Genomic DNA, 13,127 nt, shown 5'->3' with positions numbered 1-13,127 from the left:
TGCCTCACTCATCGTCTCTCCTCGCTTCGCTTCGCTTCGTCTCGGCACCACCGGGCCGGGCCGGCGGCGGGCACAAAAAAGCCCCTCGCGCAGGAGGGGCCGCCGTGCTGTCGCTGGGTTCAGCGCATCAGCACGGCCCGGTAAGAAGCAGGAAGACTCCGGCCATGTCCCGCAGTGTACCTCTTCCACGGTTCGCCCTGCCGGCCCCCGTGCGGTGTCGAACGCGTTCCCCCGAGCTGGCGAATATCGGTGCGTAACCGACGGACTACCTGCGGGGGTCGGCGATAACGACAAACATGGTTAGCCTGAGAGACTAGTGAGATTCCTGCGGCAAACGAGGCTCGACGTCGCGAACCCAACGGCGGGTCCAGGTGCTCTCTAGAGAGCTGCCGTGACGGCGACGAGGAGGAGGCCCGTGACACAACAGACCTGGGACGAGGTGGGCGGCCTGTTGCCGCACGACGAGTTCCGCGCCGCCAGCGAGGCCATCGTGGCCAACATCGAGCAGGTCATCGAGGGTAAGACCGCCACAGTGCGGCTCGCCCTGGCCGTCCTGCTCGCCGAGGGTCACCTCCTGATCGAAGACGTTCCGGGTGTCGGCAAGACCAAACTTGCCAAGGCCCTCGCGCGGTCCATCGACTGCACTGTGCGACGGATCCAGTTCACCCCCGACCTGCTGCCCAGCGACGTCACCGGTGTCAGCGTCTACAACCAGGAGACGCACGACTTCGAGTTCCGCCCCGGCGCCGTGTTCGCCAACCTGGTGGTCGGCGACGAGATCAACAGGGCCTCGCCGAAGACCCAGTCGGCGTTGCTGGAGTGCATGGAGGAACGGCAGGTCACCGTCGACGGGGTGACGTACCAGCTCCAGACCCCGTTCATGGTGATCGCCACCCAGAACCCGATCGAGATGGAGGGGACCTACCCGCTGCCGGAGGCGCAGCGCGACCGGTTCACCGCCCGCATCGCGATGGGTTACCCGGACTCCAACGCCGAGCTGGCCATGCTCGACGGCCACGGCGCCACCGACCCGCTGCACGAGCTGCGCGCGGTCTCCGACGCGGCCATCGTCCGGCAGCTGATCGCCACCGTCCGGCAGGTGCACGTGGCGGACGCGGTCAAGCAGTACGCGATCGACCTGGTCACCGCCACCCGCGAGGCCCCCGACCTGCGGCTCGGCGCGTCCCCCCGGGCGACCCTGCAACTGTTGCGCACCGCCCGGGCGGTCGCCGCCCTGGAAGGCCGCGACTACGTGCTTCCCGACGATCTGCAGGCCCTGGCGGTGCCGGTGCTCGCCCACCGGATCATCCCCACCGCCGACGCGCAGCTCGCCCGGCGCACCACCGACGCGATCGTCTCCGAGCTGGTGCACCGCCTGCCGCTGCCACACGACCGGCAGCGCAACCCGTACGACACCCGGCCCCCCGCCACCGGCAACGGTCGCGCACCCTACGAGCCGCGGAGGCCGTGACGTGCGTGCCGGGCTACGCGGCCTGACCACCCGCGGGAGGTCCTTCCTCGCCGCTGCGGTCGCGGCGGCGGTCTCCGCCGGCATCCTCGGCGAGAAGGACCTGCTCCGGGTGGCTGTGCTGTTGGCCATCCTGCCGTTGCTGGCCGCCGCCTACGTCGGGCGGAGCCGCTACAAGCTGGCCTGCAACCGTTCGCTGGACCCGCACCGGGTTCCGGTCGGCGCCAACTCCCGGGTGGTGCTGCGCCTGCAGAACCTCTCCCGGTTGCCGACCGGCACCCTGCTCCTGGAGGACCGGCTGCCCTACGCGCTGGGCAGCCGGCCCCGGGTGGTGTTGGAGCGACTCGGCGCGCACCAGGCCAGCTCCGTGGCGTACACGGTGCGGGCCGACGTGCGGGGTCGCTACGACGTGGGCCCGCTGGTCGTCCGGATGACCGACCCGTTCGGCCTCTGTGAACTCACCCGCTCCTTCCCCAGCACCGACCACCTGACGGTCATCCCGCAGGTCACCCCGCTGCCGTCGGTCCGGCTCCCCGGGGAGTACGCGGGCAGCGGCGACAGCCGGGCCCGCTCGGTGGCGGTGCACGGCGAGGACGACGCGGCGACCCGGGAGTACCGGCGCGGCGACGACCTGCGCCGGGTGCACTGGAAGTCCACAGCCCGCACCGGTGAGCTGATGGTGCGCCGCGAGGAGCAACCGTGGGAGAGCCGGGCCACAGTCGTCCTGGACACCCGGGCGTACGGCCACCGGGGCGAGGGGCCGACGGCCAGTTTCGAGTGGTCGGTGTCGGCCGCCGCGAGCATCGCCGTTCACCTGCGGCAGGCCGGTTACAAGTTGCGCCTGGTCACCGGCTCGGGGGCAGATGTGGACGCCTCGGAGGCCGGCGGCGACGGCGCGCTGCTCGACCACCTCGCGGAGGTCCGACTGGATCAGCGCGCCGAGGTCACCGGCCTCGTGCAGCGGGTCCGCCAACGGGCCGACGGCGGTCTGATCATCGGCCTGTTCGGCACGGTGAGCATCGCCGAGGCAGAGCTGCTGGCCGGGCTGCGGGGCAACGGCGCCACCTGCGTCGGCTTCCTCCTGAACAGCTCCACCTGGCTCAGCCTGCCGGAGAAGGCGCGGGCCGAGGCGGAGCACGCCCACGCCGCCGCCGTCCTCGCCATGTTGCAGAGTGGCTGGCGGGTGGTCGGCGTCGACCACGGCGGCCGGCTGCCGGCGCTGTGGCCGCAGATCGGTCGGGGCGCCCAGGGGTTCGCCCTGCGGGCCGCGCTGGCCGAGACGGTCGCCGGCGGTGTGCGATGAACGGAAGGCTCCCCTCATGATCAGCAGTCGGAACATCGGCATGGTGGCGGCCGCTGCCACGCTGCTGGCCGCCGCGCCGCTGTCGGCCATCTTCCAGGGCTGGACGTGGTTGATCGAGTCCATCATCGCGGTCGCCGTGGTGGCCGGGGTGGCCGCGCTGACCCGCCTCGCCCGGGCACCCCTGTGGGCTCAGGTGCTGGGCATGCTGGCCGGCCTGATGCTCGCCCTGACCTGGTTGTTCCCCAGCGGCCAGGAGCTGCTCGCGATCCTGCCCACCCCGGGCACGCTCGCGTACTTCGGCGACCTGCTCGCCGGCTCCATGCAGGACATGCGCTCCTACGGGGTCGAGGTCCCGGACACCGACCCGCTGCTGTTCATCGCCGTGCTCGGCGTCGGCGGGGTCGCCGTGCTGGTGGACGTGCTGGCCGTGGGCCTGCGCCGGCCCGCGCTGGCGGGGCTGCCGATGCTCGCCATCTACTCGGTGCCGGTCGCCGTCTACGTGGACAGCGTCCCCGCTGTGCCGTTCGTGGTGGGCGCCGCCGGTTACCTCTGGCTGCTGGTCACCGACAACGTCGACCGGGTGCGCCGCTTCGGGCGCCGGTTCACCGGTGATGGCCGCGACGTCGACGTGTGGGAGGCCTCTCCGCTGGCGTCCGCCGGCCGTCGGCTCGCGGCGGTCGGGGTGGCCCTGGCTGTGGCGCTGCCGCTGGCGGTGCCCGGCATGACCGGCGGGCTGCTCGACTCGCTCAGCCGAGGGCCGGGCAACGGCACCGGCAACGGGTCCGGCTCGGGCGGCACGTCGGGTCGGATCGATCTGTTCGCCTCACTCGCCGGCCAGCTCAACCAGTCCCAGGTCGCCGACCTGGTGAAGGTGAAGACGTCCGAGCAGAACCCGTTCTACCTGCGCTACGCGGTCGCCGACGAGCTGCGCCCCGCTGGTTTCCAGGCGCGCAACCCCAGCGGCCGGTCGGTCAACAAAGACCTACCGAACCCGGCCGACCGGGCCGGTCCAGGCGTGCAGCAGACCACCTACCAGGCGACCGTCGAGGTCACCAAGAGCCTGAGCATGTCGCTGATGCCTGTGTACGCCGAACCGACCCGCGCCGACGACCTCAGCGACAACTGGCTCTACGACGCCAACCAGCAGGTCGTCTTCTCCAACCGGGAGAACTCCCGCGGTCGGAAGTACTCCTTCGACTACGTCCGTTCGACCTTCACGCCCGACGCGTTGCGGGCGGCGAAGTCGCTCCCTACCGAGCACCCCGTACGCCGACAGATGACCGCCACCCCCGGGCCGGTGCCCGAGGTGGAAGAGCTGGTCAAGGGGCTGATCCAGGGCAAGCGCACCGACTACGACCGGGTGCTGTCGATCTACAAGCACTTCTCGGCGGACAACGGGTTCAGCTACCGGTTGAGCACCGAGAGCGGCAGCAGCGGTCAGGATATCGTCAACTTTCTGACCAACAAGGTCGGCTACTGCCAGCAGTACGCCGCCGCGATGGCCTGGCTGGTCCGCTCGGCCGGCATCCCGGCCCGGGTGGCGTTCGGGTTCACCAACGGCAGCAAGCGCGACGGTGACACCTTCACGCTGACCAACCTCAACCTGCACGCCTGGACCGAGGTCTACTTCGACGGGGCTGGTTGGGTGCCGTTCGACGCCACCCCGGCGTACGGGGTGCCCGGCTCCACCCGGTCGGCCTGGGCACCGGACACTGACGCGCCGGAGGAGACCAGCCCGAGCAGCGGCGCCACGAGCGCCCCGACGGACCCGGGCGCCGCGACGGAGCCGACCGGCCCGGACAACGCCGACCGGGACACCGACGACGGGCTCTCTCTCGGCGGGACGACGCCGAACGAGCAGCCACCGGTCTGGCCGTGGTGGGCAGCGGGCCTGGTGGCCCTGCTGGTGCTGCTCGCGGTGCCCGCGCTGCGCCGGATGGCCCTGCGCCGCCGACGCAGTGGCCGCGCGGCGAGCGTGGTGATGGCCTCCGCGAGGGTCGACGGCGACAGCGAGCCGGGGGCACGTCCGGTGGTGGTCAGCGCGGACGCCAACCGGGCCCGCGCGGACGCGCACGCCGCCTGGGCGGAGCTTCTCGACACGCTTGTGGACTTCCGGGTCCCGGTCGATCCGACCGAGACGCCCAGGGCGACAGCGGACCGGCTTGTCCGGGACTCCCTCGACGATGAGGACGCGATCGGGTCCGCGCGGCTGCTCGGCCGGGCGGAGGAGCGGGCCCGCTACGCGCGGGACCCGCTGACCGGTGAGCGGTTGCTGCCGGCGCTCCGCGCGGTCCGAGCGGCGCTCGCGACACGGGCGGACCGACGGACCCGCCTGCTCGCCGCAGTGCTGCCGCCCTCGGTGCTGCTGCGCTGGCGCACCACAATGGCGGACAGGTCCGGCCGAATGGTGGCGCTCACCGGGCAGGCCCGGTACCGACTGCTGCGGTGGAACCCTCGACGGCTGCTGGCCGACCGGGCCGCTCGCTGACCGACCAGTTCCAGGCACGGGGCGGCGGCCACCACCGCCGCCCCACCCGCCTGAGCTGCCGCCATCCATGATCGTGCTCGATCCAGGAGATAGGCCCTTCCCTGGTGCACGATGCCACTACATCCAGGACCGAGCACGATCATGCGGGGAGTGCGCGCTCCTCGGTGGGATGCTTCTGCGGGTCGAGGCACCCTGCGGAGAGCGGGCAGCGGTCCGGGCACCCTGCGGAGGGCGGGCAGCGGTAGAGGGCGCGCGGATACGACGGAGGTCGCCGGGTGCTGTGCCCGGCGACCGCTCGTCGCGGCGTACGGCCCGCCTCAGCGGCGGGACCGGCTCAGCGGTGCCCCTCCGGGCGCTGCCGCCACCTGTCCTCCATGCGGTCCAGGATTGACGACCGGCGACCGGATCGGCCACCGCGGGGACGACGACGACTCGTCGTGCCGCCCACCACGTGCAGGTCGGGTGACTGAGCCCGCCGGTGCGACTGCACCGCGAACGCGGCCGACGCCAGCATGACGACGAAGCCCGCCACCGCCAGTGGTGGAGTCTTGATCACCGCGCCATAGACCAGTAGAGCCAAGCCAGCGATGATGACGCCGGCGGCGACGAGCAGGCGACGCCGCGCATGGAAGCGCGGATCGCTGGCGCGCACGGCCGAGGCGAATTTGGGGTCCTCGGCAAGCGACCGCTCGATCTGCTCGAACAGCCGCTGCTCGTGCTCCGAGAGCGGCACGGCACTCCTCCCCGGTCACGTTGGTCGGGCCCACTCGGGCCGACAGACCGTGGCAGCCAACCGGCTGCTTACCCGCAAGTCTACGAGGGGGGTCGCGCGTCGGAAAGCGGGACGACCTATGGGCGGGGTGGATTTTCGTTTCGACGGGGATCACGGTCGCCCATCAGACTGGCCGGACCTATGACGGACCGCCCGAAACGGGCAGCGGCGGCGTCCGCGGCAGCTTCCGCTTCGCGCCAGCCACGCTCGGGCGCGCCGAGGGTGAGTTGCCGCGGAGCGCCCTGCGCCGGAGCGAGCCCTTCCACCCGGACACCGACGAGTCGGATCCGCTCGCCCGGGTCCAACGCGGTGTAGAGCGCCCAGACCGTGTCGAACATCTCGCGGGCGGTGTCGGTGGGAACGTCGAGGGTGCGAGATCGGCTGACGGTGCGGAAGTCGGCCAGCCGGACCTTGAGTGAGACGGTGCGCCCGACCTGCCCGGAGCCGCGCAACCGGACACCGACCTTCGCGCTGAGCGCGAGCAACGCACGGCGGATCTCCAACGGGTCGGCCACGTCGACGTCGAAGGTCACCTCGGCGCCTATCGACTTGTCGACGTGTTCGGGGCTGACCCCGCGCGGGTCGCGACCCCAGGCCAACTCGTGCAGGTGGGATGCCGAGGCGGCACCGACGGCTCGGCGGAGCATGCCCACCGGCGCCTCGGCGAGGTCGCCGACGGTGGTCAGGCCGAGCCGGCGTAGCGCCTCGGCAGCGCGCTCCCCCACCCCCCACAGGGCGTCCACCGGCAGCGGGTGCAGGAAATCGAGCACCTGCCCCGGGGGCACCACCAGCAGGCCGTCCGGCTTGGCCCGGGTGGAGCCCAGCTTGGCCACGAACTTGGTCGGCGCCACCCCGACCGAGCAGGTCAGCGCCTGCTCGTCGGTGACCCGGCGACGGATCAGTCGGGCGATGGTGGCCGGTGAGCCGAAGAGCCGACGGGCGCCGGTCACGTCGAGGAACGCCTCGTCGAGGGAGAGCGGCTCGACCAGCGGCGTGACGTCCCGGAAGATCTGCATGACGGCCCGGGAGGCGGCAGTGTAGGCGGAGAAGTCCGGTGGCAGGTAGACCGCGTGGGGACAGCGGGCCCGTGCCTGACTGGTCGGCATCGCGCTGCGGACGCCGTACCGGCGGGCCTCGTAGCTGGCCGAGCTGACCACCCCGCGCGGGCCGACACCGCCGACGACCACCGGCCGGCCGCGCAGCTCTGGGCGGCGGCGCACCTCGACGGCGGCGAAGAAGGCGTCCATGTCGACGTGCAGGATCGGGCTGGCGGAGTCGTCGGCGTCCGGCCCGAAGCGCGGATCGTCGCCCCGGGGCAACGACTGGCTGCGGCCCATCCCGGCAGGTTAACCCGGGGGTACGACACCACCATCGGCCAGCGGGCCGAACCGTCCCCGGGTCAGCCCCGCACGATCAGCAGCGGCACTGTCAGCTCCATGGCGGTGTCCGACCCGTGGTAGGCCACCAACTTCGACGCCATCGGCCGCTCGGTGCGACTGGCCATGACCGCGTACGTGTCGTTGCAGATCGCCACCACGTCGCCGATCCGGCCCAGGTGCTCCTCGGGCACCGGCCCGAACCAGCCGGTGGCCACCACCTCGTCGCGGGTGCGTACCCGGGCCGTGGCGCCCAGCACCTCCGACCAGGCGGCCCGCACGTCGTTGACGGCGCCCGGCTCGACGTGCAGGTAACGCACCCGGGCCTCGCCGGCCACCAGCCGCACCCCGGCGCGCAGTCGCGGATCGGTGTCCAGGTCGAAGCGGTGCGCGGCAGGGATGTCGAGCTGCCCGTGGTCGGCGGTCACCAGCAGCGCCGCGTCCGGCGGCAGCCCGTCGACCAGTCGGGCGACCAGGGCGTCCACCTCGGTGGCGGCGACCCGCCAGGGTGCCGAGTCGACACCGCTGACGTGGCCGTGCCGGTCCAGGTCGGCGTGGTAGCCGGAGACCAGTGTGGGCCCGGCCCCGGCGGACAGCGCGGCCAGCATGGCCGTGGCCACCGCGTCCCCGCCGGCGGCGCCCCGGAAGTCGCCACCCCGGTTGGCGGCCACTGTCAACCCGCTGCCGCCGAACTCCGGCCGACTCACCACGCTCGTCGTCACCCCGGCCGCGCGGGCCCGTTCCAACTGGGTGGGCACCGGCTGCCAGCGCAGCGGCGACGGATCGGCGGCCCAGTCGGTGTGGGTGAGCACCCGATCGGTGCCGGGAACCCGCACTGTGAAGCCGAGCACCCCGTGCGCGCCCGGCGCGACACCGGTGCCCAGCGACACCAGGCTGGTCGGGGTGGTGGACGGGAAACCGGCGATGAGCGGCCGGGCCACCGTCGCGGCGAGCCCGGCGATGGTCGGCGCGTACGGCGCCGCGGTCGGCAGCTGGTACCAGCCGAGCCCGTCGACGAGCAGCACGGCGATCCGGCGTACCCCGGCCAGCGCGGGCCGGAGCCCGAGCGGGTCGGCCGAGCCGGGCACCCCGAGCACGGCCAGCGCGCTGGGCAGCACGTCGGCGAGACGGCCGCCGCCGTGGCCCGGCCCGAGGATCTCCAGCGGCGCCGGCCAGCCACCGGCCTCGGCGATCATGCCGGCCGGCGGGCGAACAGGTGCAGTTGGGCGGCCAGGTCCCGGTATGGCGGTTGGGCGGCCAGCGCACGTTCCAACTCGACCACGGCGGCGGACTGCCCGTCGGCGACTGCGGCCGGCAGCAGGTCGGCCAGCACGCGTACCCCGTGGATCTCCTCGACCACCAGCCCGGCGGCGCCGAGCAGCGCGGCGGCGCCGGGGGCGTCGTAGCGTCGGCGCAGCGTGTCGCGCGGGCCCGCGGTGCCGGCCGGATCGGCGGCCAGGGTGGTGGCGACGTCGAGGTGCCCGTTCATCGCGCGCCCCAGCACGGCGGCGGCCCGGCCGGCCACCAGCACACTGGCCGCGCCACCCGGGCGCAGCGCGGTGGCCAGCGCGGTCACCACCGGCGTCGGGTCGTCGACCACCTCCAGGACGGCGTGGCAGAGCACCAGGTCGACGCCGGCCGGCTCGACCAGCCCGGCGAGGGCGTCACCGTCGCCCTGCACAGCGGCGATCCGGTCGGCCACCCCGGCCTCCGCGGCGCGGCGGGTGAGCGCGGCGAGCGCGTCGGGACTGGCGTCGACGACTGTGACCCGGTGCCCGGCGCGGGCCAGCGGAACGGCGAAACCGCCGGTGCCGCCGCCCACGTCCAGCACTGTGAGCTCGGCGTCGCCGCGCCGGTCCAGCTCGGCGCGAAGCACCGACCAGATCACGGCGGTGCGGGGTGTCAGCGGCGGCTCGGCGAACCGGCCTCGGGTCTGCTCCACCCGGCCGAGCCTAGTCACCCGGCCCGGTGGTGGTGCGGGCGTGTGGCGGGGGGCGCCCACCACACGCCCGATCGGTGCGTGGTCGGCGGTCGGTCAGGCCTCGGTGCCCTCGGCCTCGTCCTCCGCCCGGGACCGGCGCTCGTTGGCCACCGGACCGTTCGTCACCTCGTACTCGCGGGGGTCGGCGAGGTGCGACGGCACCCAGCCGGTGCCCAGTCGGGTCCGCCGGGCGTTGGCGATTCCACCGGTGTACGCGTGATTTCCCGTCACTGTCGTTCCCCCTCACGAATCACGGGCCGCTCTGCCCGCTCGGGACGAGTCTCCCGCTCGACGGCTCGGGAAACCGTAATGTGGATCACTGAATCAGCGGAAGTCGCGGGATGCGGGGCTCACCGGTGGCTCGATGGCGTCCAGCCGGTCGGCGACCAGGTTGGTCACCCCCTCGTGCCGCTGCAACAGCCCCCGGACCACCAGCGCGGCGCTGGTCCGCGCCACCCTCCGGTAGCGCTGCCACAGCCCCGGCGAACAGGTGACGTTGAGCATTCCCGTCTCGTCCTCCAGGTTGAGGAAGGTGACCCCGCCCGCGGTCGCCGGACGTTGCCGGTGGGTGACGATGCCACCCACCCGGATCCGCTGCCCCGGCTCCACCCGGCCGAGCCGGGCGATCGGCACCGCGCCGAGCACGTCGAGCTGACCCCGGATGAAGCGGGCGGGGTGGCTCTCCGGCGACAACCCGGTGGCCCACACGTCGGCGACCAGCCGGTCCACCGCCTCCATCCCGGGCAGCGTGGGCGCCGCCGCGCCAGTCACGGTGCCGGGCAGCCGGCCCGGCCGGTCCTGGGCGGCCGCACCGGCGGCCCACAGCGCCTGCCGCCGGGTCAGCCCGAAACAGGCGAAGGCGTCCGCGGTGGCCAACGCCTCCAACTGCGCGGCGGTGAGACCGAGCCGCCGGGCCACATCCGGCATGTCCCGGTACGGCCCGTCGGCGACCCGTTCGGCCTCGATCCGTTCGGCCACGTCGGCACCGAGGGTCCGCACACCGGACAGGCCGAGCCGGACGGCGGGGCCGTCCAGCCCCCAGGCGTGCGGCGGCTCCCCCGGCCCGCTGCCCCACCGGGTCTCCGGGGTGGACTCCAGCACCGCCAGTGCCCCGCTGGCGTTGATGTCCGGACGACGGACCTCCACCCCGTGCCGGCGGGCGTCGTCGACAAGGGTCTGCGGCGAGTAGAAACCCATCGGCTGGGCGTTGAGCAGCGCGGCCAGGAACGGCGCGGGGTGGTAACGCTTGAGCCAGGAGCTGGCGTAGACCAGGTAGGCGAAGCTCATCGCGTGGCTCTCCGGGAAGCCGTAGCTGGCGAACGCGGTGAGTTTGCGGTAGACGTCGTCGGCCAGCTCACCGGTGATGCCCCGCTCGGCCATGCCGGCGTAGAGCCGGTCGGCGATCCGGGTCATCCGCTCGACCGACCGTTTGGCGCCCATCGCCCGGCGCAACTGGTCGGCCTCGGCCGCGTCGAAGCCGGCCAGGTCGATGGCGAGCTGCATCAGCTGCTCCTGGAACAACGGCACACCCAGGGTCTTCTCCAGGGCGTTGCGCATCAGCGGGTGCGCGAAGGTCACCGGCTCCTGGCCGTTCTTGCGGCGGATGAACGGGTGCACCGAACCGCCCTGGATCGGGCCGGGGCGGATCAGCGCCACCTCGACCACCAGGTCGTAGAACTCGCGGGGCTTGAGTCGGGGCAGGGTGGCCATCTGGGCCCGGCTCTCCACCTGGAACACCCCGACCGAGTCGGCCCGGCAGAGCATGTCGTAGACCTCCGGGTCGTCCAGGGTCATGTCGCCCAGGTCGAGCCGGGACCCGATCATGTCGTAGCCGTAGTGCAGGGCGGAGAGCATGCCCAGGCCGAGCAGGTCGAACTTGACCAGGCCCACCGCGGCGCAGTCGTCCTTGTCCCATTGCAGGACGCTGCGCCCGGGCATCCGCCCCCACTCCACCGGGCAGACCTCGATCACCGGCCGGTCGCAGATCACCATGCCGCCGGAGTGGATGCCCAGATGCCGCGGGAACGTCTGCAACTCGTTGGCGTACTCCACCACCTGCTCGGGGATGTTCTCGACATCGACAGTGGCGACCGAGCCCCACCTGTCGATCTGCTTGCTCCAGGCGTCCTGCTGCCCCGGGGAGTAGCCGAACGCCTTGGCCACGTCCCGCACTGCCGACCGGGGCCGGTAGGAGATGACGTTGGCGACCTGGGCGGCGTGCTCCCGGCCGTAACGGGTGTAGACGTGCTGGATCACCTCCTCCCGCCGGTCGGACTCGATGTCCACGTCGATGTCGGGTGGGCCGTCCCGTTCCGGGGCGAGGAACCGCTCGAAGAGCAGTTGGTGCCGGACCGCGTCCACATTGGTGATCCGCAACGCGTAGCAGACCGCCGAGTTGGCCGCCGAACCCCGACCCTGGCAGTAGATGTCCTGGTCACGGCAGAACGTGACGATGTCGTAGACCACCAGGAAGTAGCCGGGGAAACCCAGCTCCTCGATCATGTTCAGTTCGTGGTCGAGTTGCGCGTACGCCGTCGGGTGCGCCTGCGGCGGCCCGTAGCGCTCGTGCGCCCCGTCGGCTGTCAGCTTCCGCAGCCAGCTCATCTCGGTGTGCCCCGGCGGCACCGGGTACGCCGGTAGCTGCGGCGCGACGAGCTGGAGGTCGAAGGCCAACTCGGCGCCGAACTCGGCGGCCCGTGCCACAGCACCCGGGTACGCGGCGAACCGGGCCGCCATCTCCGCGCCGCTGCGCAGGTGGGCGGTGGCCGCCGCGGGCAACCAGCCGTCGATCTCGTCCAGGCTGCGTCGGGCCCGGACCGCGGCGACGGTGGTGGCCAACCGACGCCGGCCAGGGCTGGCGTAGTGCACGTTGTTGCTGGCCACCGTCGGCAACCCGGCCGCGGCGGCCAACTCGGCGAGCGCGTCGTTACGGTCGGCGTCGATGGGATGGCCGTGGTCGGTCAGCTCCACGGCCACCGTCTCCGCGCCGAAGAGCGCTGTCAGCCGGTCCAACTCGCGGGCCGCCGCGTCCACCCCCTCGGTGAGCAGCGCCCCCGGCACGTGCCCCTTGCGGCAGCCGGTCAGCACCAGCACATGGTCACGCAGCTCGGCGGCGACCTCCTCCAGGTCCCCGTAATCCGGGCGACCCTTCTCCCCGCCACGCAGCTGGGCGCGGGCGATGGTGGTGGCCAGCCGGGCGTACCCCTCGTGGCCGTGCGCGAGCACCAGCAGGTGCGCGCCGTGCGGGTCGGGCTCGCCGTTCTGCGGGCCGGGCAGGCCGAGGGACAGCTCCGCGCCGAAGATGGTCGGCAGGCCCAGCGTACGAGCCGCCTCGGCGAAGCGGACCACCCCGTAGAAGCCGTCGTGGTCGGTGACGGCGAGCGCGGTGAGCCCCAGCCGGGCCGCCTCCTCGGCCAGCTCCTCCGGGTGGCTGGCGCCGTCGAGGAAGCTGAAGTTGGTGTGCGCGTGCAGCTCCGCGTAGGGCACCACGCCGTCGGGGCGGGTCAGCTCCGGTGGCTGGTACTGCTCGCGGCGGCGGCTCCAGGCCGGAGAGTCGCCGCCATCGGCGTCCACGGCGAGCGGGTCCACCACGTGCAGGTGCCGCTCCTCGCGCGACCGACCGCCGCCCGGACGGCCGGAGCCGCTGGCCCGCCCGGAGAGCACCCGCTCCAGCTCCGACCAGGGCATCTTCGGGTTGTGGAAGCTCATCGAGCATCCGCCTGCGACCTGGAGAACACCA

9 protein-coding genes are annotated in these 13,127 nt (G+C 72.9%); 3 read left to right on the top strand and 6 right to left on the bottom strand.

The genetic code is table 11. The features are described from left to right. Positions 1-415: 415 nt before the first annotated feature. From AB0C20_RS21520 to AB0C20_RS21510, 3 genes are read left to right on the top strand one after another with little or no spacing between them, the layout of a single operon-like run. A complete protein-coding gene (locus AB0C20_RS21520; RefSeq protein WP_091407670.1) occupies positions 416-1,471 on the top strand; it encodes a MoxR family ATPase in 1,056 nt (351 codons plus the stop codon). Position 1,472: 1 nt separating this feature from the next. Next, positions 1,473-2,771 (top strand): DUF58 domain-containing protein, encoded by a 1,299-nt coding sequence (locus AB0C20_RS21515; protein ID WP_357189948.1) that lies wholly within the window; start codon positions 1,473-1,475, stop codon positions 2,769-2,771. A gap of 16 nt (positions 2,772-2,787) precedes the next feature. Beyond that, complete coding sequence (locus tag AB0C20_RS21510; protein ID WP_357568598.1) at positions 2,788-5,259, top strand: DUF3488 and transglutaminase-like domain-containing protein; 2,472 nt, start codon at positions 2,788-2,790, stop codon at positions 5,257-5,259. Between the two features lie 334 nt (positions 5,260-5,593). On the opposite strand, the gene AB0C20_RS21505 is transcribed toward AB0C20_RS21510, so the two are convergent. The 6 genes from AB0C20_RS21505 to AB0C20_RS21480 all read right to left on the bottom strand — a co-directional run bounded on the left by AB0C20_RS21505 (position 5,594) and on the right by AB0C20_RS21480 (position 13,096). Then, positions 5,594-5,992, bottom strand: coding sequence for a DUF3040 domain-containing protein (locus AB0C20_RS21505; protein ID WP_030334542.1), 399 nt, complete (start codon positions 5,990-5,992; stop codon positions 5,594-5,596). A gap of 116 nt (positions 5,993-6,108) precedes the next feature. Beyond that, complete coding sequence (locus AB0C20_RS21500) at positions 6,109-7,368, bottom strand: DNA polymerase IV (protein ID WP_357180752.1); 1,260 nt, start codon at positions 7,366-7,368, stop codon at positions 6,109-6,111. A gap of 62 nt (positions 7,369-7,430) precedes the next feature. Next, complete coding sequence (locus AB0C20_RS21495; RefSeq protein ID WP_357568597.1) at positions 7,431-8,603, bottom strand: nucleotide pyrophosphatase/phosphodiesterase family protein; 1,173 nt, start codon at positions 8,601-8,603, stop codon at positions 7,431-7,433. Beyond that, a complete protein-coding gene (locus tag AB0C20_RS21490) occupies positions 8,600-9,367 on the bottom strand; it encodes a methyltransferase domain-containing protein (RefSeq protein ID WP_124853937.1) in 768 nt (255 codons plus the stop codon). Before AB0C20_RS21490 ends, AB0C20_RS21495 begins: the two co-directional genes overlap by 4 nt. Before the next feature lie 75 nt (positions 9,368-9,442). After that, the gene (locus AB0C20_RS21485; protein ID WP_167492956.1) at positions 9,443-9,619 is read right to left on the bottom strand and encodes a hypothetical protein; all 177 of its coding nucleotides are present in this window, start codon (positions 9,617-9,619) and stop codon (positions 9,443-9,445) included. A 93-nt stretch (positions 9,620-9,712) separates the two neighbouring features. Next, positions 9,713-13,096, bottom strand: coding sequence for an error-prone DNA polymerase (locus AB0C20_RS21480; protein WP_357568596.1), 3,384 nt, complete (start codon positions 13,094-13,096; stop codon positions 9,713-9,715). Positions 13,097-13,127 lie beyond the last annotated feature (31 nt).

The organism is Micromonospora sp. NPDC048843, from assembly GCF_040649965.1.
Classification (GTDB): domain Bacteria; phylum Actinomycetota; class Actinomycetes; order Mycobacteriales; family Micromonosporaceae; genus Micromonospora; species Micromonospora hortensis.
The sequence above is the reverse complement of the archived record's forward strand: the minus strand, read 5'-3'. Positions and strand labels throughout refer to the sequence as shown.

Bases quoted from the DNA above. Each gene is read 5' to 3' on its own strand.
- AB0C20_RS21480 (WP_357568596.1), bottom strand. From the start codon at position 13,096: ATGAGCTTCCACAACCCGAAGATGCCCTGGTCGGAGCTGGAGCGGGTG.
- AB0C20_RS21495 (WP_357568597.1), bottom strand. From the start codon at position 8,603: ATGATCGCCGAGGCCGGTGGCTGGCCGGCGCCGCTGGAGATCCTCGGG.
- AB0C20_RS21510 (WP_357568598.1), top strand. From the start codon at position 2,788: ATGATCAGCAGTCGGAACATCGGCATGGTGGCGGCCGCTGCCACGCTG.
- AB0C20_RS21500 (WP_357180752.1), bottom strand. From the start codon at position 7,368: ATGGGCCGCAGCCAGTCGTTGCCCCGGGGCGACGATCCGCGCTTCGGG.